The following is a 25,108-nucleotide window of genomic DNA, read 5'->3' as shown; positions in this document are numbered from 1 at the left end:
TTTAAAATTAAACACCAATTTACAAGTTCATATCAATAAATGATAACTGGTAAAAATTCATCAAATTATAAGCCAATTACTTAATTAATTTAGATTGATATTATTCAAATCATAGCAATATGAAAATTTAAAGTAGAAATAAAAAAAAGCTGTCGGAAATTACCGACAACTTTTGTATAATTGTTTAAAGAACTTTAGAACAATTCTTTTCGAATGATATTTTGGCTTCTTTCCGGGCCTACGGAAACCAAATACACATTAATTCCTAAATAATTTTCGATAAACTCGATGTATTTTTTCGCATTTGCAGGCAATTCATCGTAGCTTCTTACTTTGGTAATATCTTCTGTCCAACCTTCTAGTTCTTCATAAATTGGTTCGTAGTTATAAAGTTTAGTGGTTGATGAAGTGAAATAATCGATGATTTTCCCATCTTCGGTTTTATATTGTGTTGCGATTTTCAAAGTAGGAATTCCGGAAAGCACGTCGAGTTTGGTGATCACAAGATTATTAATTCCATTGATCATCGTAGCATGCTTCAGCGAAACCAAATCGAGCCATCCGGTCCTTCTTGGTCTTCCGGTTGTCGCACCAAATTCGAATCCCGTTTGTCTTATTTTTTCGCCCAATTCATTATCAAGTTCCGTTGGGAAAGGTCCTTCGCCGACTCTTGTTGTGTAAGCTTTTGCTACACCGATAAGATTTTGAAGACTTGTTGGCGGCACTCCAGCTCCCGAACAAACTCCTCCTGTAGTAGGCGAAGACGAAGTTACATAAGGATAAGTTCCGAAATCGATATCTAACATTGCAGCTTGTGCACCTTCGAAAAGGATATTTTTTCCGTCGCGGATCGCTTGGTTTAGCTCCACCTCTGTATCGACGATTCTGTCTTTTAATTTTTGACCTAATTCAAGGAATTCATTGTAAATGTCATCAAATTCCAAAGTTGGTTTATCAAAATATTTTTCAAAAAGTGAATTTTTTATTTTAAGATTTTTCTTAATTTTTTCAGCTAAAACCTCAGGATTCAAAAGATCCACCATGCGGATTCCGACTCTGGCAATTTTGTCTTCGTAGCAAGGTCCGATTCCTTTTTTTGTAGTTCCAATATGGGTTCCGCCCGCTTCTTCTTCGCGATAGGTATCGAGGAGAATATGATAAGGCATAATCACATGAGCTCTTCGGCTGATAAAAACGTGATCTGTTTTCATGCCTTTTTCTTCAATTTGCCCGATTTCTTTCAAGAAAGCTTTTGGATTCACCACTACTCCGTTTGCAATAATACATTTTCCTTTGCATTGCAAAACACCAGATGGAAGCAAATGCAAAACAAATTTCTCATCACCAACATACACGGTGTGTCCAGCATTATCGCCGCCTTGAAAGCGTACCACATAGTCCGATTTGGCCGATAAAACATCTGTGATTTTCCCTTTGCCTTCATCTCCGTACTGAAGACCAACCACTACATAAGTTGACATATTTACTTTATTTTTAGATTTCCACAAAAATAGATTTAATAAAAGATTTGCGCAAAGGTTTAGGAAAGAAATCGCATTTTTGATTTATAAAAATGTTTAAATATTTTAATTTAAAAAAATTATTTAAAAAAACCTTAAATTTGCATATTGTAAATAATCTATGGAATCTATACAAATTCACGACAAAACCTTTGTTCCTTATTTAAAGGATGCAGAAATCCAAGAAATCGTAAAAGCTACCGCGCTAAAAATCTATGAAGACTACAAAGACGAAACCCCAGTATTTGTGGGCGTTTTGAATGGAGTTATCATGTTTTTTTCCGATTTACTGAAACATTATCCAGGGAAATGCGAAATCGCTTTTATCCAAATGAGTTCCTACGCGGGAACCAAATCGACAGGGATTGTTTACCAAAAAATGGAATTAACGAAAGATATCAAAGACCGACACATTATTTTGGTTGAAGATATCGTGGATACCGGAAACACTGTAGAAAGTCTTTTTCAATATTTCACCGAAACACAGCGACCAAAATCTGTAAAATTAGCTTCATTCCTATTGAAACCGGATGTTTACAAGAAAGAATTCAAATTGGATTATATCGGAAAAGAAATTCCGAATAAATTTGTTTTAGGCTACGGATTGGATTACGACGAACTTGGCAGAAACTTGAAAGATTTATACCAGCTTGAAGAAGGCCGAATCAATGAATAACTTTCTTAAAAATAGACGAGAAAATAAATCTAAATCTTCAAATACAAATCTAATAAAATGATAAACATCGTTCTCTTCGGTCCTCCAGGAAGCGGAAAAGGTACACAGGCGCAAAACCTGATTAAAAAATTCAACCTTAAGCAAATTTCTACCGGCGATTTGTTCCGTTACAACATTAAAAACGGTACTGAACTTGGCCAATTGGCAAAATCATACATCGACAAAGGCGAACTCGTTCCCGATCAGGTAACCACAGAAATGCTGAAAGATGAAGTGAAAAAACCAACCGAAACCAACGGATTTATTTTCGACGGATATCCAAGAACAGCCAACCAAGCCGAAGCTTTAGAAACTATCGTAAAAGAAATTTTGAATGATGATATTTCGATCTGCCTTTCCCTAGTTGTAGATGATGAAATTTTGGTAGAACGATTACTGAAAAGAGGCGAAACCAGCGGAAGGACCGATGATTCCAACGAAGATATCATCCGAGCAAGAATTAAAGAATATTACGCGAAAACCGCAGAAGTTGCCGAATTATACAAAAAACAAGGCAAATATGTGGAAGTAAATGGAGTCGGAGCCGTCGATGAAATTTCCGAAAAACTCTTCGCGGAGGTAGAAAAAATAAAATAGATGAAAGCAGTGAAAGGTTTTTTTAAGAAAAATCTTTACTCAATCATCTTTCAGAACATATAAGAATTAAAAATGTCAAATTTCGTAGATTACGTAAAAATCCACTGTAAAAGTGGTCATGGCGGTGCCGGATCAGCGCATCTTCGCCGTGAAAAATATATTCCGAAAGGCGGTCCCGACGGTGGCGACGGTGGACGCGGCGGTCACGTAATTATGAAAGGAAACGCTCATGAATGGACGCTTCTTCCTCTTCGTTTTACCCGCCACATCAAAGCAGAACGAGGACACAACGGAGGGAAAAACCAGCTTACCGGCGCTTATGGGCAAGATGTTTACATAGAAGTTCCTATGGGCACTATTGCTAGAAATGAGGAAGGTGAAATCTTAGGCGAAATCTTAGAAGACGGCCAGGAAATCATCATCATGAAAGGTGGAATGGGCGGTTTAGGTAACGAACATTTCAAATCTTCTACCAACCAAACTCCACGGTACGCGCAACCTGGAATGCCTGGAGAGGAAGGTTATGTTACTTTCGAATTGAAACTTCTGGCGGATGTAGGACTTGTTGGCTTCCCGAATGCAGGAAAATCTACGCTTTTGGCGGCAGTTTCCGCAGCTAAACCGAAAATTGCTGATTACGCATTTACGACGCTTACTCCCAATTTAGGAATTGTAGATTACCGAAACTACAAATCTTTCGTAATGGCGGATATTCCCGGGATTATCGAAGGCGCTGCGGAAGGAAAAGGTTTGGGACACCGATTTTTAAGACATATTGAAAGAAACTCAATTCTTTTGTTCCTAATTCCAGCTGATGCGGAAGATTATTTCCAAGAATTTAAAATTTTGGAAAACGAATTAAAAGAATTTAATCCTGAACTTTTAGATAAAGATTTCATCATTTCCATTTCAAAAGCTGATATGTTGGATGAAGAACTGAAAGCTGAAATCTCCAAGAAATTCCCAGAAAATAAGCAGCCAATTTTCTTCTCTGCGGTTACACAGGAAGGATTGATGGAACTGAAAGATGAAATCTGGAAAAAGCTTCATGGTTAGTTATATTAAAAGATAAAAATAGATTTGAAAGATTTCAAGTCTATTTTTTTTTGGTATAAAAATTGACTTTTACGTAACAAAGCAAATTTATGAAATATTTACTCATCTTATTGTCAATTACATTGCTGATATCTTGTGCAACTACCACCAAATCTAAATATTCCAAAATCGAATACGAAGCAGGAGCTTGTTTTGGTTTTTGCCCGATTTTTAAAATTACCATCAATCCCGACAGAACTGCGGTGATAGAAGCAGAGCGATTTACCTTTACCGAAGGCAGAACCAAAGATGATATGTCTGGGGAAAAAGAAGGAACTTTCAAAACAACCATTAAAGAAGCTGATTACCAATTACTTTTGTCAAAATTAGATTCTTTGGATTTAAAAAATTTAAAGGATTATTACGGAAACAAAAACGTTACCGATTTACCAACTTCTCATTTGAAAATCACCTTCGCTGATGGAACACAAAAACACATAGAAGATTATGGAAAAGGCGGAACCGAAAAACTAGATGAAGTATATCAACTCATTGAAGATTTAAGAAAATCACAGGATTGGACTAAAGTGAATTAATCGTCACAAAAAAACAGTAAGCTAGTGCTAAATTAATTTACACTATATTTGCAACACAAAATTCCTTCTTCGCGGAAGGATTTTTTATGAACGATGTCATTCTTAATGAAATTCGCCACCTGCGAAATCCGAAATTTTTCGAAATTTTCAACTTCATTTCTTCGTTACATTACTTAAAGAATGACGCAGTTCATTTTATTATAATTAAAAATTTTTCATTTGAAATTTACCGACTTAAAACTCATCGATCCTATCGCTAAAGCGTTACAGGAAGAAGGTTACACCAAACCAACCCCAATTCAGGAACAAGCCATTCCAAGTATTCTAGAAGGCAAAGACCTCCTCGGAACCGCACAAACAGGAACCGGAAAAACAGCAGCTTTTGCTATTCCAATTCTGCAAAATTTAACTCAGAAAAACATTCGAAATAACCAAATCAAAGCTTTGATTCTGACTCCAACCAGAGAGTTGGCCATTCAAATCGAAGAAAGTTTCAACGCTTACGGAAGACATTTGAAGATGAGAAATCTTGTCGTTTTCGGTGGCGTAAAACAAGGCGCACAGGAAGCCGCTCTTAAAAAAGGAGTGGATATTTTGGTAGCAACACCGGGAAGACTTTTAGATTTTATTGCTCAAGGAATCATCTCTTTGAAAAATCTTGAAATCTTCGTATTAGACGAAGCCGACCGAATGCTCGACATGGGTTTTGTACACGATGTAAAAAGAATTGTGAAACTTTTACCCCAAAAAAGACAGACTTTGTTTTTTTCGGCAACTTTCCCGGATGAGATTAAAACATTGGCAAATTCCATGCTTAGTAATCCTGTGAAAGTATCAGTAGCACCGGTTTCCGCAACTGCAGATACTATTCAGCAGAAAGTTTATTTTGTTGAAAAAGACAACAAACTGGATTTGCTTACCCACATTCTTAAGCAAGATATTTCCGATTCGGTTTTGGTATTTTCCAGAACCAAACACGGCGCTGATAAAATCGCCAGAAAATTGCAGTCTCAAAAGATTTCTGCCGAAGCCATCCACGGAAATAAATCGCAAAACCAAAGACAAAACGCACTCACCAATTTCAAATCCGGAAAAACCAGAATTTTGGTTGCTACCGATATCGCAGCAAGAGGAATTGATATTGATGAACTGAAATATGTCGTAAATTTCGAGCTTTCTGATGTCTCCGAAACTTATGTTCACCGAATCGGAAGAACTGGAAGAGCCGGTGTTGAAGGGAAATCGATATCATTTGTGGACGGATTGGATTTGGTCAATTTAAAAAATACAGAGAAACTTATTGGCAAGAAAATCCCTGTAGAAACCGATCATCCGTTTCATACCGACAATCTGGTTCCGCAGAAAAGAGATTCGAACAACAAACCATTCACCCCAAGACCAAAGCCACAAAGCAAAGAAAATATCGGCTTCAAAAAACCGAAAAACAAAAGTAATTTTTCGCGAAATAAATAAAGTGAAAAACTAAAATAAGCTGCGAATTAAAGGAAAAAACCTTCTTTAATTCGCGGCATTTTTATGTTTAAATTTTAAAAAGTTGCAGTGCATTTTCTGTGGTAATTCTGTCGATTTCAGAGAAGTCTTTTCCGTAAATATCGACCAATTTTCCTGCAACCAAATCGAGATACGCACTTTCGTTTCTTTTTCCTCGATGTGGAACTGGCGCAAGATAAGGCGAATCGGTTTCTAAAACGATTTTTTCTAAAGGAATTTCATTTAAAAACTGATCAATTTTCCCGTTTTTGAAGGTGACTACTCCACCAATTCCTAGAATAAAATTCAAATCGATGGCGTGTTTCGCTTGCTCCAGATTTCCCGAGAAACAGTGGAAAATCCCTCGTAATTTCGGATGTTTTTTTCTTTCTAAAACTTCAAAAGTCTCGTCGAAACTTTCTCTTGTGTGAATCACAATTGGTAAATCTCTTTCGATTGCCCAATCAATTTGCTGCTCGAAAGCCTTAATTTGGATATCTAAAGTAGTTTTGTCCCAATATAAATCGATTCCAATTTCTCCAATTGCTGGAAAATACCTTTGATTGAGGTAATTTTGAACAAGTTTCAATTCGTTTTCCCAAGTTTCAGGTTTTACATAACAGGGATGAAGTCCCATCATGGAATAGATTTGGTTAGGGAATTCGCTTTCCAAAGCCAGCATTTTTTCATGAGTTTCAGAATCGATTGCCGGAAGAAAAAACTTAGAAACTCCTTTATTCAAAGCTCTTCCGATGGTTTCTTTTCGGTCTTGATCAAATTCTTCGGAGTATAAATGGGTATGGGTATCGATCATTTTGTTTATATTTCATATTCGCAGCCCGACTTGAACGGAGCTCTTTTTGTGCAGCGAAGCGGAACAAAAAAGCGGGAGTGGAAGGCGGAAAAAGCTGCCCAAATAATTTAAAATATTTTATGTTTTACTTTAGCTTGTTGAATGGCGATTTTTTCCTTAATATTTTCTAAAAACTCCTGATGTTTCGGGCTTTTTTCATCGGAAGTTTTGTGCGCTAATGCTTTCGCAATTTTGAAATTTTCTTCTACAAATTCTTTTGTTGTTTCGGAAAAATAGGCGTTACCGAATTTCTCCCAAATGTATTGCACCGCTTGTTTGTTAGGATGAATCAAATCCTCTTTATAGAATCGGTAATCGCGCAAATCGTCCATTAAAATTTCATAAATCGGCAGATAATGGCAATTTTCAAACTGTGGCAAAATCTCGTGAATGGCGGTGATGAGTTTGGATTTGCTCCAATTGTTTTCCACCATTCCGTCTTTGGTATGACGAACCGGTGAAACGGTGAATAAAATCTGTACATCGTCTTTGCAAATATCCTTCAAAGTAGTCACAGTTTCATAAATAGAATCGGTGATTTCCAGATGGGTTAACATTCTTTTTTGAAAGAATTTTCCGGGGATTTTATGGCAATTTGCAACCAATTTTTTCTTTGGCAAAAATTCATAAATAAAAGAAGTTCCATAGGTAATTATCACCCAATTGGTGGTCTGAAGAAAACGGTTTCCAAGTTCTATTTGGTGATTGATTTTCTCTAAAATCTGATGCACAAACCTGGAATTGAAGCTGCTGTGATGATCCAGAGAAATCAGTTCATCATTGTATTTGATCAAATCCTCTTCGGTATAAAATTCAGCATCGTGAAGTTTTTTCAATGCTTGATTAATGGAAAACGGATTAAAAACGGTTCCAAAAGGATTGTTGAGAACTTGCATTTGAGCAGTTTCCAGCAGATCGGACATTTCGGTTGCGAAACAAGATCCTATGGAAAAAATTCGGTCTTGGGTTTCTATTTTTTTGGGGAAAGCAGGAATTTCTACTTCGGTGCGGAATTTCATTTTTTCAATTTGAAAGTTTGAGAATTTACGATTCTCTTCTTAAAAGATAATTGGCCAACTCGACAAACGGCTTCTTTTTCTCATCCGGAACGTCAATTTTATTCAAATAATCCTGAGCAATTTCGTTGTATTTTTGGATGAGAAGCAGTGTTTTTTCATCAACTTTGGTACGGCGGAAAATCTTTTCTACGCTGTAGATTTTATCTACATTATCGGTTTTTTTGGAGTACCAATATTCCAATTCTTTTCGTTCTTCCTCGGTTGCATTTTCTTTTGCGAGAAGATAAAGAACGGTTTTTTTGTTTTCATAAATATCGCCTGCATGTTTTTTACCAAATTGCTCCTGATTTCCGAATACATCTAAATAATCATCCATAATTTGAAAAGCAATTCCTACGTTTTTACCAAAATTAAAAATCGCTTTTGCATCTTTGAAATCTGCGCCGGCAATTAACGCTCCAATTTCAAAAGAAGATGCACTTAAAACTCCTGTTTTATAGGTAATCATTCGGATATAATCGTTGAAAGTTACGTTTGGTAAAGTCTCAAAATTAATATCATATTGTTGTCCTTCGCACAGCAATAGTCCGGTATGAGTAAAAACACGGATACAAGCTTTGAACAGTTCCGGTTCCAGATCTTCAAAAAACTTATAAGCTTTTAATAAAAGCGCATCACCGGAAAGGATTCCTGTATTAATACCGTGCAAGGTATGAATGGTTGGTTGGTTTCTTCGAAGTGGCGCCTCATCCATAATATCATCATGAATCAGTGTGAAGTTGTGGAAAAACTCAATCGCTAAAGCCGGTTTTATAGCTTTTTGAAGATCTCCACCAAACAGATCATTGGCCATAAGAACCATAATCGGGCGAAGTCTTTTACCACCATGCGAAATTATATAATTCATAGGTTCATAGAGTTCTGTAGGTTTGTCTTTAAAGACATATTTTTCCACAGCCTTGGCTACGATTTCCTGATATTTATCTAAAAATTGCATAAAAATGATGTTTTTACAAATTTACAATTTTAAAAACTTTTTGTTTCTAAATAGTTGATAAAAAAAAACCACTTCTTAAAAAAAGTGGCTTTAAATATTTTAAGGTTTAAAAAACTTTATCGGACAGCAACAATGAGTAAGTAAGTAATACCCGCAACAATCGCGGAGATTGGAATGGTTAAAACCCATGCCCATAGCAAACTTACCGTTATTCCCCAACGCACTGCTGAGATCCGTTTCGTTAATCCTACCCCGATAATCGCACCGGTGATGGTATGTGTGGTAGAAACCGGAATCCCGAAATGTTCGGTTAAGAAAAGAGTGACAGCACCTGCTGTTTCAGCTGCAACACCTTCAAGTGGAGTAACTTTGGTGATTCTAGTTCCCATTGTTTTCACAATTTTCCAGCCGCCACTCATGGTTCCGAGGGCAATCATAAGGAACGAGGTGATGGGCACCCAATAGTAATGCTCTACGAAATAAGTAAACTGATGCGATCCATCCATGGCTAGGTAAACAGGATCCTGCAGCATTTGAACATGATAATAAATCACGGCTGCACCGATAATTCCCATTACTTTTTGCGCATCATTGGTTCCATGTCCCAAACTGAACAATGCGGAGGAAACCAACTGCAATTTTTTGAAAATATTATCCGCTTTTCGGGGATTTGTTTTTTTGGCAATATTTACAATAATCAAAGTGATGATAATAGAAATAATAGATCCAATAATTGGAGCGAGGAAGATGAAAAGGATAATTGGAATAACTTTATCATATTTCACCACATTTTGGCTAAATAACTGCTTAAAGGCAAGCGATGCGGTATCAAAAAAAGAAAGATCCGGCTGAGCCAAAGCTACTGCATTATAATCTGAAACTAAAGCATACATCAATGCTGCACCCAAAAATCCACCGATTAATGTGTGTGAAGATGATGATGGAATTCCGAACCACCAAGTGAGTAAATTCCAGGCGATTGCGGCGATTAACCCAGCAAAAATAACTTCAAGATTGATGTAATCTTCGTTGACTGATTTGGCAATTGTGTTTCCGATCTTAAATTCGCCGATGATGTACATCGCCACAAAGAAAGCCGCAAAATTCCACACTGCTGCCCATAATACTGCTTGAAAAGGCGTTAAAACTTTGGTGGAAACAATGGTCGCAATGGAATTGGCTGCATCATGAAATCCGTTGATATAATCAAAAATTAATGCTAAAACGATGATTACAATTAATAATATTGGTAAATCCATTCTTTATTTTTAATGTTAAAGGATCTGGTTACGCATATTTAATCACGATACTGTCCATGGTGTTTGCTACATCTTCAGCCTTATCGGTTACGATTTCAAGATATTCCAGAACGGATTTTATTTTGATCACGTTAATCGCATCGTTCGTTTCAAAAAGCTTTACGATTGCCTGGCTTAAAACATCATCAGCAATATTTTCGTAAGAATTGATTTTGATACAAGATTCTTTAACACCTTTCGGATTCTTAAAATCTTTAAGGTTATTCATCGCTGTTTGAATTTCCACGCAAGACTTATAAATCAACAATGAAAACTCTGTGTATGCAGGATCTAGAGGAGTTTTATATAAATAAATATATTTTGCAGAAGCATACATATAATCCGCAATATCGTCCAACCCGCTTGCTAAATGGCTGATATCTTCCCTATCAAAAGGAGTGATAAAATTTTCTCCTAATTGCACAAAAATCTCATGAGTGAGATCGTCCAATTTATGCTCGTAATCGCTCATATTTTTTAGCATCGTATCATCATTGATGTCAAAATCCATCAATCCTTCATGAAACTCTTTGGACATTTGGGTAAGCGTTGCAGCTACTTTTTCGAAGAGTACAAAAAACACTTTGTCTTTTGGTTGGAATGCTTTAAAGATATTTCCGATTCCCATTGTTTATCATTTAAAATTAGTGGTGCAAATTTCCGAAAAAGCGTTTTAACTGCACGATTTTAATATTAAGTTTTATTAACATTAATGATTTTCTTTCCACAAATTACAAAAAAAGCAGCTCTGTTTTCGTACAGAACTGCTTAGTTTATCAATTTCAGCGGAAATTAGTTCGCCACTTCGGCTCTCATTTCTTTCCCTTTGAATTTCTGGGTTTGCAAACCTTTCAAAACTTCATCCTTAAAAGATTTTTCTACTTCAAAAAATGAGAATTTTTCAAGAATTTCGATGTCTCCGATATCTGGTCTTTTCTTAGATTTCGCGGTGGATTTGTTGATAATTTCCAACATATCCATCTTTTTCAATTGGTCTTTTTTACCAAGATTAAAGAAAAATCTCACCATATCGCCATTGTTTTTTCTTGGCTTTCTGTCGCGGTCTCTTCCACCATCTCGGTAGTTATCTCTTCGATCGCCTCTGTCTCTTCCACGATCTCTGTCTCTTCCTCTGTCACGATCTCTTCCACCTCTTTCGCCGCGGTCGTCACTATTGAATTTTTGATCTGCCAAATCGTTCTTGTCTTTGTAGAACATGGCTAAGTCTCTCAATTGCAATTGCAATAATTTGTGAACCAATTCTTCTTTAGAAAATTCCGATAAATCTGGGATTAAAGCATCATCAAAAGTAAAAAACTCCTCATGTTCCGTGAATAATTTCTCGAAAACACCACCTACCTGAGCTTTGATAATCGCTTCTCCGGTTGGAATTTTTTTCTCAACGATATCAATTTTTGTAGAAGATTTTATCTGCTTTAATTTTCTGGATTCTTCAGGTTTAATCAAAGCCATTGATATTCCGTCCTTCCCTGCTCTACCCGTTCTACCACTTCTGTGAACGAAAACTTCCGGATCATCCGGCAAGGAATAATGAATAACATGCGTCAATGAATTTACATCCAACCCACGTGCAGCCACATCTGTCGCCACCAAGATATCAATATTTTTGAGTCGGAATTTTTTCATTACGGTGTCTCGCTGTGCTTGCGATAAATCGCCGTGAAGTGCATCTGCAGCATAACCGTTTTGCATTAAAAAGTCTGCTACTTCCTGGGTCTCCATACGGGTACGGCAGAAAATAATCGAATATTGATTCGGATTAGCGTCAATCAATCTTTTCAAAGCTTCTTTTTTATGACGGTAACCTACCACATAAAATTCATGCTTGATGTTTTTCTTCACCTCATTGATCGATCCTACGGAAATACGGTGAGGAGAAGTTAAATAATTCTTGGAAATTCTTTCCACCTCTTTATTCATCGTTGCTGAGAATAAATAAGTTTGTTTCGTTTCCGGAGTTTCTTTCAAAATAGTTTCCAAATCATCTTTGAAACCCATTGAAAGCATTTCATCAGCTTCATCTAAAACCAGCCACTGAATTTCCGAGAAATCCAATGCTTTTCTGTTAATTAAATCGATCACACGACCCGGAGTTCCCACAATAATTTGTGGTTTATCACGAAGCGATCGGATTTGATCCATAATACTGCTACCACCATAAACCGCTGTAGTTTTGATGTTTGGCAAATATTTGGAATAATTTTTAATGTCTTTCGTAATCTGAAGACACAGCTCTCTTGTCGGACAAAGCACCAAAAATTGGATTTTGCGACTACCCTCGTCAATCATATCCAAAATCGGAAGCGAAAATGCTGCTGTTTTGCCCGTCCCTGTCTGCGCTAGTGCGATCATGTCGCGTATATCTGTAGAGATAAAAGGAATGGTCTGTTTTTGGATTTCTGTTGGGCTTGTAAACCCTAATTCACCAACTGCCTTTAGAATTTCTGGACTTAGGCTGGTTTCTGTAAATAAATTCATTAAGTATATTAAATATTTTGCAAATATACGTTTTTTTGAATTGATAAAAATTACATTGTTTTATTAAATTTATCTTAAAGAATACAATAATTACCGTACAACTCCAATTTTTCAGTAAATTTGGACTTAAATCTAAGCAATATGTCCTCTAAAATAGAAGCTTCAACACTCCATTTTCTTAAAAATCTTTCAAAAAACAATAATCGCGAATGGTTTACAGAAAATAAAGACCAATATATCGCAGCTCAACAAAATGTCTTGAATATGGTAGAAAATTTAATTGAAAAAATTGGAGCTTTTGATGAAGAAATCATGAAAATTGATGCCAAGAAATCGCTCTATCGCATTTATCGTGATGTGCGTTTTTCTAAAGATAAATCGCCCTATAAAACCAACTTCGGTGCAGGTCTGGGAATGGGAAAAGGCAATAAAATTTCCGGATATTACTTGCATATCGAACCCGGAAAATCTTTTCTCGCCGGAGGAGTTTACCAGCCGGAACCTTCTGTTTTAAAAGAAATCCGCAAAGAAATTTCGATGAATGCCAAAGAATTTCAAGAAATTCTACAACAAGACGATTTCCGTAATAATTTCCGCGGATTGAGCGTGGAAGCCAAGTTGCAAAGAGTTCCCAATGGTTTCGACAAAGACGATCCTATGGCAGAATTCTTAAAATTAAAAAACTTAATTGTCGTTCATCCGATTTCTGATGACGCTTTGATGGGCGAAAATGCCACGAAAAACATGACCAAGATTTTCCAATCAATGAAACCACTCAATGATTTTCTGAGTGCGCCGTTTTTGTAATATTTAACGTAAAAATCCTTTAATTTTTTAAAGAATTTAATATTTTCTGAAGTTCCGGATCTTTTGGATTGATGGAATAGTAATTAGCAATCGTCCCTTTTTGATCGATTACCATAAATCTCGGAACCCAATTCAGGTCGATATAATTGTTGAAATTATTTTTCCAACCTTCATCAAACCAGTAATTTTCCTGATCGACAATATTATACTTTTCTAGTCCTTTTTTCCATTGTTCATGGGATCTGTCGAGCGAGAAATACACAAATTCTATTTCAGGATTATTTTCTTTCAACTCCTTTGTAGAAGGCAACGCAAGAATACAATCACGACACCAGCTTGCCCAGAAATCAATGATTAAAATTTTGCCTTTATGTTGTTCCAAAACATCATTAATGCTCACTTTCTTCCCGGAAGCGGTGACGATTTTCTGAGCCAGTGCTTCTTTCGAAAACTCGGTTTTTAAAACATCCGGAACTTTTTGCGAAAATGCATTGAACCCGAATAATATTAAACCTAAAAATAGTAACTTTTTCATATTAATTTTTTTCAAACAAAACTACTGAAAACTCAGTATTAATCGTTGCTTTTCCATTTTCAACTTTCGTCATTTGCCCGGAATAAGCGTCTCGTAATTTTGTTCCATTTTCAAAAATGCCTTCAACCGAAATTTCTTGGGTTCCGGAATTTAAATTTAAACCAATCAAAACTTTATCATCATTATAAACCCTTGTAAACCAATACGGACTTGCTGAAATCATTTGATGAACGCCCGCTCCAACCGCAGGATGATTTGCTCGAAATTTTCCTAATTTTTGGTAATGTTGCAATAATTTTTGACTTTCAGTATTATTTTGAAGATCAGTCCAATTCATATTGCTGCGAAGCGTTGCATCGCCTGTTGCGCCTTCAATCGTTAAATCGCGCGCAGATTCGTCGCCGTAATAAACTTGTGAAATTCCTGGCGCGAGCAAAAGTTTGGTTCCAGCCTCAAAAGTTCTCTTTCTTTCTTTATCAAAAGGAGAACCGTCGTCATGAGAAGTCAGATAATTCATTACGGTTTTTCCGTTCAGATCGCCGTGCAGAAGTTTTGAATAATTTGAAAACAGTTCTTCATAAGATTTATTCGCGTCACCTTTAAAATCAAAATTAATTAAAGATTTGAAACCGTTTTGGTAATAGTTTACTTTTTTATCACCAAAATCGTAAAGCTGTTTCTGGGAAATCCCATAACCGTAAATCTCGCCGACGGTGAAAAACAGGTTATCATCCAGTACCTTCGATGGATTTTTTCTTTTGTAGATATCGAAAGCTTCCTGACAAATTTTCTGGAAATCTTTCCACACATCTTCATTCGTATGTTTCACTGTATCCACACGATAACCATCAATTCCAAATTCTTCAACATAATCAGCAAGCCATTTCATAATATAATATTTTGGCGCTTTCGGATAACCGGTTCTTGCGAAAAAATCATTCAAAGATTTCATTTCCGCTTCATATTTCCCTTCTTTTTTCCATTTTTCAATCAACATTTGAGGAAGTTCAACGGGAAGATTGGATTCCGTTAAAACATCCGGAAGATTAGCAACCAACGTACATGCAGTAGTGTTTTGATAATTGTTATATTGGCACTGCGGCGAAGTACGAACCCATGAATTGGGATAAACAGGATCAATAGCCGTAACCGGTCCGGTATGATTCACCACCGCATCCAAAACTACCCGAATTCCTTTTGCATGAGCTTTTTCAACCAATTCCTTCAGTTCTTCTTTTGTTCCGAAATTCGGATCAAGATTGGTCCAATCTTTCGCCCAATAACCGTGAAAAGCATAAGTTTTGCCGGTACCTTCGTCGGTTGCACCGTGGATTTGCTCCACAAGCGGAGTCATCCAAATCGCATTCATTCCCAAATCGGTGAAATAATTATCATCAATTTTCTGAATAATCCCTCTTAAATCTCCGCCTTCAAAGCCTCGTAAAACTGCAGCTTTTTCTTTTCGTTCAAAATTTACATCATTTGAAGCATCACCATTTTTGAAACGATCAGTCAACAAAAAATACATATTCGCACCTTCCCAAGTAAAATTTTGTTTTGGAGAATGATTAACAGAACCGCAAGAAATAAGCGCCGAAAAACCTGCGAGGATAAAGAATTTTTTCATAAAAATTTTTTGATTGTTAAAGATAAGGATTACTACGCTTTATGAAAACCTATTTCATCTTACGTTAAGGTTTTAACATTTATTTAACATATTTTTCTATCTTTGTTTCCCTCAAAGGAAAAAAGTATGTCTTTATACCAAAGAATTGCCGAAAATTTACAATTTGTTGCTCCCCAATTTTACAAGAAAAGATATTTTAAAAATTTAAAAAATATCACCCGGGAAAATTTTTCGGAGAGAAATATCGAACCGGAATTACTATGGATAAAGGAATATTTAAAGTCTGATGCTGTTTTTTTGGACATCGGAGCCAATTCCGGAAGTTTTGTTTTTCAACTTGAAAATAAATTGGCGCCTAAAAACATTTACGCATTTGAACCCAACAAAAATCTATTTTCCCGGTTAAAGCGGATTTTCCCAAAGACCAATATTTTTCCTTTAGCTCTTTCCGATAAAAATGAAATCGCAACATTTAAAGTCCCCATTATTAAAGGAAAAAAATATAATACCCGCGGAACTTTACAATTGGATTACCGAGAAATCGATGAAACCAAATATGTCTTGCAACAAGTGAAAGTAATGAAACTGGACGATTGGGCTGAGCAGGAAAAATTAAAAAAAATTGATTTCATTAAAATTGATGTTGAAGGGAACGAAATGCAAACTTTGCACGGTGCAAAAGCCGTAATCAAAAAATTTCATCCAACAATGATGGTGGAAATGGAACAAAGACACCACTCCGAACCGCTTCATCAACTGATTTCCGAAATTGAAAATTGGGGATACCAAACTTTCTTCTTAAATCGAAAAACATTTGATTTAGAAAAACTCGATGAAAAAATGATTTCCGAAAATACTGACGGCAAAGTTGGGACGAAACAAGCGTATATCAACAACATGATTTTCATTCCTAAATCCCATAAAACCGAAAAAATATGAGTGTAGTTGCGCGACAGAGTTTTAAATATTCCGTTGTTGGATATCTCGGATTTTTGCTCGGAACATTTTCGGCAATTTTCGTGTTTCCGCACGACATGGAGTTTTACGGAAAGCTCCGCTATGTACTTCCTACAGCCGAAATGCTGCTTCCGGTAGTGGTTTTCGGATTATCTTTTTCAAATGTTAAATTTTTCAACCAAACGCATCAAGACGGAAAACATCAAAATTTTCTTTCGCTTTCTTTATTGGGAATTTTGCTGAATTTCATCATTTTTCTCATCGGATATTTCGCCGTGAATCTGCTGTTCCCAAAACTTCAAGAAACGGAGATGTGGCAAATGAAACGCCTGATTTTACCGCTGATTCTCGTACTTGCTTTCAGTGCGGTTTTCAACAAATATCTTTCAAATTTCAAGCGAATCGTCGTTCCAAATATTTTTGAAAATTTAATACCGAAAATTGCCAATTTAGGTGCATTTTGCCTTTTCTTTTTTATTGGTTTTCCTGAAAAAGCAGCATATCTTTTCTTTATCGGAATGTTTATTTTAGGGCTTTTCGGTTATATTTATTACACCAATCGACTCGAAAAGCTGAAACCTGATTTTTCCACCGAGTATATTAAAAAAGACAACCTTTGGAAAGAAGTGCTGAACTATAGTTTCTACGGATTTTTGGGAAATATCGGGAATTTTATCGCGGTGAGAATCGACAGTGTGATGATCGGTGAATTCCTAGGTTTCGAGCCAAACGGAGTGTACAACACGCTCTACTCCATCATTTCGCTAATCACGGTTCCAGCAATGGGATTGTACAGCATTTCCGCGCCGATTATCAATAAACACCTCGCTGAAAATGATTACGAAGAACTCGATCGTTTGCACAAAAAATCATCGCTCATTTTATTTTTCCTCGGTTTGGTTTTGCTTTCGTGCGTGTTGGTCGGTTTTCCGTATTTGACGCATTTCATCAAGAACGGTGAGCTTTTGAGACAATCGGAACCTGTAATTTGGGTACTCGGTTTTGCAATGCTTTTCGATTTGGCGACCGGATTTAACGGACATATTATTTCGCTTTCGAAATATTACCGTTTTAATATCGTAGTGATGCTTTTTTTGGCGGTGACCACGGTTTTGCTGAATATTTATTTTCTTAAAAACACCAATCTTGAACTTTTCGGTATAGCGATTGCGACGGCAATTTCCCTTACGCTTTTCAACATCGCAAAAATCGTCTTCAATTACATTAAATTTGGAGTTTTCCCATTGACGATCGAAATGATGTATGCCTTGATAATAGGTACTTTGGGAATTACTGTAGCGGTAATTATGCCGGAATTCAAAAGCAGTTTCTTAAATTTATTCTATAAACCCGGAGTCGTTCTTCTGATGTTTTTTGTAGGGAATTATTTCCTGAAAATTTTCCCACTTGAGGAATACATCAACCGTAATTTCCTGAAAAGTCTCTTTAAATTTTAAAGAAGTTCTACGAGCGTTTTTTCTAAAGATTTCAGAACTTTTTCCTTAGCGAAATGATTTTCGAAATCATAAATTTTACCTTGTTGCAAAACTAAAATCTGTTCTTCAATAGTTGCAGTTTCTCGAATGATGAACGGATGCGAATTAGGAAAATTCTCCGGAAAAATCGCAGACTTTCCGTATTTAATGGCATCGCCTACATTACCGCTCATTTTAGTGACTCCGTAAAATTCTGTCTGGCTGAAAAATTCAGTTTCCCTCTGAATCGGACACCATAAAATATCGGCTTTCTGCATCCATTCATCGAAAATTTGTTGAGGAACTTTCTCCGTGAAATAGTGAATAGAAATATTTTCTGGTTTATTTCTCTCAAATTCCTTAAGCCAGGAAAGTTCCTTTCCATCAGCTTTTCCTAAAAAAACGAACCGAAAATGAATTTTCCTTTTAAAAGATTTAATGCTTTCTAAAAGATGAAGATAGTCACGCCGCGATTGAGAAACCGTTCCCGGAATTACAATGGTGACGATTGATTTTCTGTTTGGGGAATATTCGTTTTTAAAGAAAACAGGAAGAAATTTCAAAGTAAAATCCGAATTTTTCTGAACTAAACTTTCATCCAAAACCAAAAGATTTTTCGCGTTTTTATAAACTTCAGTCGCTGAAAGCAAACCTTCTTTCATTAACAGTTTCAAACGGTATTTTGTATCGTTTTTAAAAACATTCTTAAAAAGTTGAAACCTTGAAATGCTTGTAAAATTCAGATTATGAACAATTACAGAAGTATTGAATTTTCGGGAAATTTCATTGAATAAATTAAAATATCGGTGAACAGTTCCGATGATAATAAGTTGATAATCGTTGGTTGACAATTGACAAAAAAGCGCTTCTGGACTTGTTTTTTTTATATTTTCAGTTTCATTTAAACCTAAAGTTTTGAGGATTTTTTCACTGAAATAATAATCCACAGAAAACTCGCGGGAATCATTCATTAATCCCATAAAATTCGCAGCTATTTCCGCATGCGTGTCGAGTTCGATATAGGCGATTTTCTTCAAAATTAATGCACTTTTTTTCCTGAACTATAAGTCTCCAAAACTTTCGTTTCTAAGATTTTATTTTCATCAACTTTCATTAAATCCTGATTTAAAACCACAAAATCCGCAGATTTTCCCTCTTCCAAACTCCCCAATTCTTTTTCTTGAAAAGCCGCTTTCGCCGCCCAAATCGTCATTCCGCGCAACGCTTGTTCTCTGGTTAATGCATTTTCTTTCTGAAAACCATTCGCCGGAAAATTTTTAGCATCTTTTCTGGCAACTGCTGCAAAAAATGTTTTTATCGGATTGATTTCTTCCACCGGAAAATCGGTTCCCAGAGGAAGCCAGCCATTTTGTTTCAGCAAATCTTCGTACGCATAAGCATATTTCAAACGATCTTTTCCCAATCTTTCTTCCGCCCAATACATGTCCGAAGTCGCATGAGTAGGCTGAACTGAAGGAATTATGGAATATTTACCGAACAAATCGAAGTCATTTTTATCGACAATTTGGGCATGTTCGATTCGCCATCTTCTATCATTTTTAATGCCTAAAACATCACCATAAATATTTAAAATCGTGCGGTTTGCAGAGTCTCCAATCGCGTGGGTACACATTTGCAAATCACTGCTTTTTAGCTTTTTAGCTAAATTTTCAAAATGTTTTTGATCGCTCAACAAAAAACCTTTCCAATCTTTTTTATCAGAATAATCGTGGAGCAGACACGCGCCCCGGCTTCCCAAAGCTCCGTCCGAATAAACTTTATATCCGCCAAAAGTAATATTTCCTTTGGTGAATCTTCCTTTTTTAATCCATTCGTTGTAGGTGGTGGGTTCATCTGAAAGCAAAGCAAAAATTTTCATCTGAAGTTTGTCCTGCCTCTGCATTTCTTCCAGAAGCGAGAATGTATGCGTTGAAATTCCGCAATCGTGAAGCGATGTAAGTCCATAAGAAAAACAAGTTTTCTGCAAATCTTCAAAATACTGAATCGCCATTTCATCACTGATTTCAGGAATATATTTTTCCACCAAAAGCATCGCATTATCGACCAGAATCCCGGTAAGTTTGCCGTTTTTCACTTCTATTTCGCCACCATTAATTTTGGTATTTGTTGTAATTCCGGCAATATCAAGCGCTTTTTGGTTGGCAATCGCTGCATGACCATCCACTCGCTTCAGATAAACCGGACGATTCGGGAACAATTCATCGAGTTTTGCTTTGTTCGGAAACTCTTTTACCAGCCAATCATTTTGGTCCCAACTTCTTCCGTAAAGCCATTCCATAGGCGCATTTTTGGAATAATCGCTCAATTTTTGAATGATCTCGTCCCAAGATTTTGTTCCCCACAATTCGCATTTCCATTGATCACTCGCATAACCAGTGAAATGGCAGTGCGCATCGATAAATCCAGGAAAAACTGATTTTCCGTCAAGATTCTGAATATTTTCAGATTTATACTTCTTCAGAATATCTTTGCTTTTTCCTACTGCAAGAATTTTTCCATTGGAAACCGCCATCGATTCCACTACATCGAAATTCTGGTTCACTGTATAAATTTTCGCGTTCGTAATGATAAGATCGGCGTTTTTTTGCGCGGATAACATCCCGTAAAAAAATAAAAGAATTGCAATTATACTTTTCATGATTCGACTGTTATTACTTGGTAATTAACCACATAGATTTATAGGTTTATTCGTTTTGTAAACCACTGAAATATTCGTTAACAAAGGTCTTTTGACCTTCTCTAAAAATATTAGAAGAATTAAAATTAATTAGAATGCCCTTCGGACATTTTAATAGTTTCATATAGGTCAAAAGTTGTGCTTCGTGGATCGGAATTAATTCGTGCACACTTTTTAGCTCTGCTACAATACTATTTTCGACGAATAAATCGCAACGAAAATCAACATTAAGTAATTTCTTCTTATAGATCACCGGGAGTTTTAGCTCTGCTAGAAAATTTATTTTCCTATGTCTTAACTCTTCTTTTAAACACTCGTGATATACGCTTTCTAAGAGACCTCTGCCCATCGTTTTATGGACCTCAATAGCACTTCCAATGATCTCGTATGTCAAATTATCCAAATATTTTTTCGTGACCATAATGAAACTATGTGGTTAAAATTTTTTTTTAAATATCTGACTCCACCGTAAATTCCGGATATATTTGATTTCTTCCTTCGATAAATTTCTTTCCCCTTTTTGTATTAAAAATGATTTCATCGTGAGAAGAAATTCAGCGATTGATCTGTTCTTTAATGAGGATTTCACTGAGGAAATTACAGCTAAAGGAAAACTTAAACCGATATTATAAAAATATTCGCCTAATTTTTCGGCTTTTTGATTTTTGTATTTATAAGCAGTCGGACGAAGATGTTTCACCCATAAATCTTTGATGGTGATCACTTCCCAACCGTGTTTTTTAGCCAACATCACATCGATATTGTCCCAACCCAAAACTGGTCGCAAACCATTCATTTCCAGAAAACATTCTTTCCGGTAAGATTTTATCGGTCCGCGAACGTGGTTTTTAGAAGCAATATTTTCAAAAGTCCATTGTCCTTTTTCATCAGAAAAATTAAAAGCAAAATTTTTCTCAAAAACATTTTTTTTGATTTTAACAATTCCCGAAACCATGCCGGCTTTTGGGTTCTTTTCGTAAACGTCGTGAATTTTTTTCAGATAATTTACAGGAAAAATAATATCGGCATCGAATTTACAGATGATATCAAAATCTTTAAGATCAACCATTTCCAGGCCTTTGTTAAAAGTGCGTACGACTTTTGCGCCGGGTTGATGTTCCGATTTCTCTAAATTTTTTATTTCAAAATCTGGATGAGCTGCTGCGAATTCATTCACAATAGCTTGAGTTTGGTCCGTCGAGCCATCATTTACCACCACTATTTTATAATCCCTGAAAGTCTGATTTTTCAGAGACTCGAGACAGAAAAGAATATTCTTTTCCTCGTTGTGAGTGGGGATGATGATCAGGAATTTCATTCTAAAGGAGCTCGTCTTGCAATTCTTTCATCGCAAATATTCCGGCTTTTATAAATTTTTCTTCATTCTCCTGATGTCTAGGATAAACTTCCATAAACTGCTCCATGGTTGCCTCAGGATTGTTCTCGTAGAAAATGAAGGTTTTCATAATTGAAGGTTTTTTGATGACTTAAACTGTGACTTAATGCGCTTCCAGCCAGTTATTTCCTACACCAACTTCTACCAGCAACGGAACTTTGGTTTCAAACGCGGATTCCATTTCGGTTTTAATTAAAGTTTTGGCGATTTCTACTTCCTCAACTGGTGCTTCAAATAAAAGTTCATCGTGAACCTGTAGCAACATTTTGGTTTTTAAATTTTGTTCTTCTAGTTTTTCATCAATTTTAATCATTGCCAATTTAATCACATCAGCTGCGCTCCCTTGGATTGGGGCATTCACCGCATTTCTTTCTGCATGAGCTCTCACCACAAAATTGGCAGAATTAATATCTTTTAAATGACGTTTACGGTGAAGAATTGTCTCCACATATCCTAATTCCTGCGCCTTCTTAACCTGGTCTGCCATGAATTTCTTTAGCTGAGGATAGGTTTCGTAATATGCTTCAATCATCTGTTTGGCCTCAGTTCTGGAAAGTCCGGTCTGTTCTGCCAAAGCAAATGCTCCCTGCCCATAAAGAATTCCAAAATTTACCGTTTTCGCCTGAGAGCGCTGAGTTTTCGTAACTTCTTCCAGCGGAATATTAAATAATTTGGAAGCTGTAGAAGCATGAATATCTTCACCATTTTGGAAGGCCAAAATCATATTCTCCTCATTGGAAATTTCTGCAATCAGACGCAATTCGATTTGAGAATAATCGGCAGAAATAATTTTTTTCCCTTCACCTGCAACAAAAGCCCCGCGAATCTGCTGACCGCGTAAGGTACGAATCGGAATATTTTGAAGATTAGGATTTACAGAAGCTAAACGTCCGGTCGCAGCGGTAGTTTGCGAAAAATTGGTATGCACGCGATGATCATCTTTATCGATTTGCAAAGGCAAAGCATCCACATAAGTTGATTTCAGTTTCTGATAGGTTCGGTATTCGAGGATATATTTAATAATCTCATGCTTACTTGAAAGTTTCTGCAAAACATCTTCTGAAGTCGCGTACTGTCCGGTTTTCGTCTTTTTCGCTTTCGGGTCGAGCTGCATCTTTTCGAACAAAATTTCACCCATTTGCTTTGGTGAATTGATGTTAAATTCTTCACCAGAGAGTTCAAAAATTTTTAATTCAAGCTTACGAAGATCATCTTCCAGATCTTTACTTTCTTGCTCAAGCCATTTTTTATCCAAAGAAACGCCTTCCAATTCCATTTTGGCAAGCACTTTCATCAAAGGCATTTCTACTTTGAAAAAAAGATCTTCAAGATTTTCTTTTTTTAGTTGAGGCGCAAAAAGTTCGTACAATTGCCAAGTTACATCAGCATCTTCAGCAGCATAATTGGTTTGCTCTTCAATGGAAACCGAACGCAAAGTTCCTTGTTTTTTTCCCTTACCAATAAGGGTTTCAATGGAAATTGGTTGATAATGAAGATAAATTTCGGAGAGATAATCCATTCCGTGTCTGCCATCAGGATTGAGCAGATAATGAGCGATCATGGTATCGAAAATTGCACCTTCAACTTCAATTCCGTATTGCTTCAGGATTTTGTAATCGAATTTTAAATTGTGCGCTATTTTCACAATATCTTGTTTCTCGAAAAATGGTCGGAAAATTTCCAATGTTTCGAGTGCTTCTTCGCGATTTTCAGAGAGCGGAATGTAGTAAGCAAGGCCTTTTTTGTAAGAGAAACTCATTCCGATCAGTTCAGCTTCCATTTCATTCAAAGAAGTGGTTTCGGTATCAAAAGAAACTGCTTTTTGGGCAAGCAAATTTTGAACTAAAATTTTCTGTGCTTTCGGAGCGTCGATATATTGATACAAATGATCGCTCTCCGCGATATTGGATTGGGTTTTGGTGGCCTGATCCAACTGTTCATAAGTAGCAAAAAGATCGAGCTGAACTGGTTTATTTGGATCTTGTACCTTGTCGAAACGGCTTATTTTATTAGGATCAAATTCTTTTTCAGCATCTTTTGCAGGAGCGAATGCACGGTAAAGATTTTCATACAATCTTCTGAATTCTATTTCATCAAAAACTTCTTTCACTTTTTCGAAATCCGGTATTTCAAGATCATATTTTTCCTCTTCAAATTCCACCGGAGCGTCACAAATAATGGTTGCTAGTTTTTTGGATAAAATTCCGCGTTCTGCGCTGGCTTCTACTTTTTCTCGTAATTTCCCTTTGATTTCATGGGTATTTGAAAGCAAATTTTCAATGCTTCCGTATTCTTTAAGGAATTTTTTGGCCGTTTTCTCTCCAACGCCCTCCAATCCCGGAATATTATCCACGGCATCGCCCATCATCGCCAGATAATCGATGACCTGTTTTGGATCTTCTATTTCATACTTTGTTTTTACCTCTTCAACACCCAAAATTTCGAACTCTGCGCCTTTTAAACCTGGTTTATAAATTTTAATTTTATCGGTCACCAGCTGAGCAAAATCTTTATCGGGAGTCACCATAAAAGTGGTATAACCTTGTTTTTCTGCTTTGCAGGCAATGGTTCCGATCACGTCATCAGCTTCGTAACCTTCAACTCCTAAAATTGGAACATGCATCGCCTCCAAAATCCGATGGATATACGGAATGGCAATCTTTATCGCCTCCGGAGTTTCGCTTCGGTTGGCTTTATAATCGGCAAAATCGGAGGTTCTCACACTCGCCTGACCTACATCAAAAACGACCGCCAAATGGGTCGGCTTTTCACGACGGATTAACTCAATCAATGAGTTGGTGAATCCAAAAATAGCTGAAGTATCTTTCCCATCGCTGGTAATTCGCGGACTACGGATTAAGGCATAATACCCACGAAAAATCATCGCATAGGCGTCGATGAGGAAAAGTCTTTTATCGTTGTTGTGTGACATAGTAGCAAAGATAATATTTTTACGGCTTTGCAGAAAAGGAATAAAGTAAGATTCAGCACAC

Annotated in this window: 23 protein-coding genes; 8 read left to right on the top strand and 15 right to left on the bottom strand. The window is 36.5% G+C overall.

Translation table 11 applies throughout. The features are described 5' to 3' along the window. Window positions 1–194: 194 nt before the first annotated feature. Complete coding sequence (locus H0S70_RS00940) at window positions 195–1,481, bottom strand: adenylosuccinate synthase (protein ID WP_188321366.1); 1,287 nt, start codon at window positions 1,479–1,481, stop codon at window positions 195–197. Window positions 1,482–1,641: 160 nt separating this feature from the next. Here H0S70_RS00940 and H0S70_RS00935 point away from each other — a divergent pair, with 160 nt between their 5' ends. The 5 genes from H0S70_RS00935 to H0S70_RS00915 all read left to right on the top strand — a co-directional run bounded on the left by H0S70_RS00935 (window position 1,642) and on the right by H0S70_RS00915 (window position 5,936). Next, window positions 1,642–2,196 carry a phosphoribosyltransferase gene (locus H0S70_RS00935; protein ID WP_188321365.1) on the top strand — a complete coding sequence of 185 codons (555 nt, stop codon included), beginning with the start codon at window positions 1,642–1,644 and terminating at the stop codon, window positions 2,194–2,196. Window positions 2,197–2,253: 57 nt separating this feature from the next. Beyond that, the gene (locus tag H0S70_RS00930) at window positions 2,254–2,832 is read left to right on the top strand and encodes an adenylate kinase (protein WP_123248209.1); all 579 of its coding nucleotides are present in this window, start codon (window positions 2,254–2,256) and stop codon (window positions 2,830–2,832) included. Between the two features lie 72 nt (window positions 2,833–2,904). Continuing rightward, the gene (gene obgE, locus H0S70_RS00925; protein WP_031503468.1) at window positions 2,905–3,888 is read left to right on the top strand and encodes a GTPase ObgE; all 984 of its coding nucleotides are present in this window, start codon (window positions 2,905–2,907) and stop codon (window positions 3,886–3,888) included. Between the two features lie 89 nt (window positions 3,889–3,977). Then, window positions 3,978–4,463 carry a DUF6438 domain-containing protein gene (locus tag H0S70_RS00920; RefSeq protein ID WP_188321364.1) on the top strand — a complete coding sequence of 162 codons (486 nt, stop codon included), beginning with the start codon at window positions 3,978–3,980 and terminating at the stop codon, window positions 4,461–4,463. Window positions 4,464–4,682: 219 nt separating this feature from the next. Continuing rightward, window positions 4,683–5,936: a DEAD/DEAH box helicase gene (locus tag H0S70_RS00915; protein ID WP_188321363.1), complete on the top strand. Its 1,254-nt coding sequence runs from the start codon at window positions 4,683–4,685 to the stop codon at window positions 5,934–5,936. A 67-nt stretch (window positions 5,937–6,003) separates the two neighbouring features. On the opposite strand, the gene H0S70_RS00910 is transcribed toward H0S70_RS00915, so the two are convergent. From H0S70_RS00910 to H0S70_RS00885, 6 genes are all read right to left on the bottom strand, one after another. Next, window positions 6,004–6,768, bottom strand: coding sequence for a TatD family hydrolase (locus H0S70_RS00910; protein WP_188321362.1), 765 nt, complete (start codon window positions 6,766–6,768; stop codon window positions 6,004–6,006). 107 nt (window positions 6,769–6,875) lie between these two features. Next, a complete protein-coding gene (locus H0S70_RS00905; RefSeq protein ID WP_123248205.1) occupies window positions 6,876–7,826 on the bottom strand; it encodes a GSCFA domain-containing protein in 951 nt (316 codons plus the stop codon). A 25-nt stretch (window positions 7,827–7,851) separates the two neighbouring features. Next, window positions 7,852–8,823: a polyprenyl synthetase family protein gene (locus tag H0S70_RS00900; RefSeq protein ID WP_188321361.1), complete on the bottom strand. Its 972-nt coding sequence runs from the start codon at window positions 8,821–8,823 to the stop codon at window positions 7,852–7,854. Window positions 8,824–8,939: 116 nt separating this feature from the next. Then, window positions 8,940–10,082, bottom strand: coding sequence for an inorganic phosphate transporter (locus H0S70_RS00895; RefSeq protein ID WP_188321360.1), 1,143 nt, complete (start codon window positions 10,080–10,082; stop codon window positions 8,940–8,942). A 28-nt stretch (window positions 10,083–10,110) separates the two neighbouring features. Further along, window positions 10,111–10,749 (bottom strand): DUF47 domain-containing protein, encoded by a 639-nt coding sequence (locus tag H0S70_RS00890; RefSeq protein ID WP_188321359.1) that lies wholly within the window; start codon window positions 10,747–10,749, stop codon window positions 10,111–10,113. 164 nt (window positions 10,750–10,913) lie between these two features. Next, window positions 10,914–12,620: a DEAD/DEAH box helicase gene (locus H0S70_RS00885; RefSeq protein ID WP_188321358.1), complete on the bottom strand. Its 1,707-nt coding sequence runs from the start codon at window positions 12,618–12,620 to the stop codon at window positions 10,914–10,916. 141 nt (window positions 12,621–12,761) lie between these two features. Here H0S70_RS00885 and H0S70_RS00880 point away from each other — a divergent pair, with 141 nt between their 5' ends. Then, entirely contained in the window at window positions 12,762–13,427 is a 666-nt protein-coding gene (locus tag H0S70_RS00880; protein WP_188321357.1) for a DUF2461 domain-containing protein, read from the top strand. 19 nt (window positions 13,428–13,446) lie between these two features. Here the strand turns inward: H0S70_RS00880 and H0S70_RS00875 are convergent, their stop codons facing one another. Both H0S70_RS00875 and H0S70_RS00870 read right to left on the bottom strand, forming a co-directional pair. After that, complete coding sequence (locus tag H0S70_RS00875; RefSeq protein ID WP_188321356.1) at window positions 13,447–13,962, bottom strand: TlpA family protein disulfide reductase; 516 nt, start codon at window positions 13,960–13,962, stop codon at window positions 13,447–13,449. Window position 13,963: 1 nt separating this feature from the next. Beyond that, window positions 13,964–15,589, bottom strand: a complete 1,626-nt coding sequence (locus H0S70_RS00870) for an alpha-amylase family glycosyl hydrolase (protein WP_188321355.1) — start codon at window positions 15,587–15,589, stop codon at window positions 13,964–13,966. 126 nt (window positions 15,590–15,715) lie between these two features. On the opposite strand from H0S70_RS00870, the gene H0S70_RS00865 reads away from it, so the two are divergent. Beyond that, a complete protein-coding gene (locus H0S70_RS00865; RefSeq protein ID WP_188321354.1) occupies window positions 15,716–16,528 on the top strand; it encodes an FkbM family methyltransferase in 813 nt (270 codons plus the stop codon). Then, window positions 16,525–18,003 (top strand): lipopolysaccharide biosynthesis protein, encoded by a 1,479-nt coding sequence (locus H0S70_RS00860; RefSeq protein ID WP_188321353.1) that lies wholly within the window; start codon window positions 16,525–16,527, stop codon window positions 18,001–18,003. The genes H0S70_RS00865 and H0S70_RS00860 overlap by 4 nt, the downstream gene beginning before the upstream one ends. Here H0S70_RS00860 and H0S70_RS00855 read toward each other — a convergent pair. The 6 genes from H0S70_RS00855 to polA are packed head-to-tail and all read right to left on the bottom strand — an operon-like array spanning window position 18,000 to window position 25,047. Beyond that, window positions 18,000–19,058, bottom strand: a complete 1,059-nt coding sequence (locus H0S70_RS00855; RefSeq protein ID WP_188321352.1) for a hypothetical protein — start codon at window positions 19,056–19,058, stop codon at window positions 18,000–18,002. The genes H0S70_RS00860 and H0S70_RS00855 overlap by 4 nt on opposite strands. Window positions 19,059–19,060: 2 nt before the next feature. Beyond that, window positions 19,061–20,680, bottom strand: a complete 1,620-nt coding sequence (locus tag H0S70_RS00850) for an amidohydrolase (RefSeq protein WP_188321351.1) — start codon at window positions 20,678–20,680, stop codon at window positions 19,061–19,063. Between the two features lie 46 nt (window positions 20,681–20,726). After that, a complete protein-coding gene (locus tag H0S70_RS00845; RefSeq protein ID WP_188321350.1) occupies window positions 20,727–21,140 on the bottom strand; it encodes a GxxExxY protein in 414 nt (137 codons plus the stop codon). Window positions 21,141–21,155: 15 nt separating this feature from the next. Further along, a complete protein-coding gene (locus tag H0S70_RS00840; RefSeq protein ID WP_188321349.1) occupies window positions 21,156–22,037 on the bottom strand; it encodes a glycosyltransferase family 2 protein in 882 nt (293 codons plus the stop codon). A 1-nt stretch (window position 22,038) separates the two neighbouring features. After that, on the bottom strand, window positions 22,039–22,185 hold the full coding sequence (locus tag H0S70_RS00835; RefSeq protein ID WP_164462368.1) for a hypothetical protein: 147 nt from the start codon (window positions 22,183–22,185) through the stop codon (window positions 22,039–22,041). A 33-nt stretch (window positions 22,186–22,218) separates the two neighbouring features. After that, complete coding sequence (gene polA, locus H0S70_RS00830) at window positions 22,219–25,047, bottom strand: DNA polymerase I (RefSeq protein ID WP_188321348.1); 2,829 nt, start codon at window positions 25,045–25,047, stop codon at window positions 22,219–22,221. Window positions 25,048–25,108 lie beyond the last annotated feature (61 nt).

The sequence above is a fragment of the Chryseobacterium manosquense genome, from assembly GCF_014623485.1.
In the GTDB taxonomy this organism is placed as follows: Bacteria; Bacteroidota; Bacteroidia; order Flavobacteriales; family Weeksellaceae; genus Kaistella; species Kaistella haifensis.
This window is presented reverse-complemented; position numbering and strand designations above follow the sequence as displayed.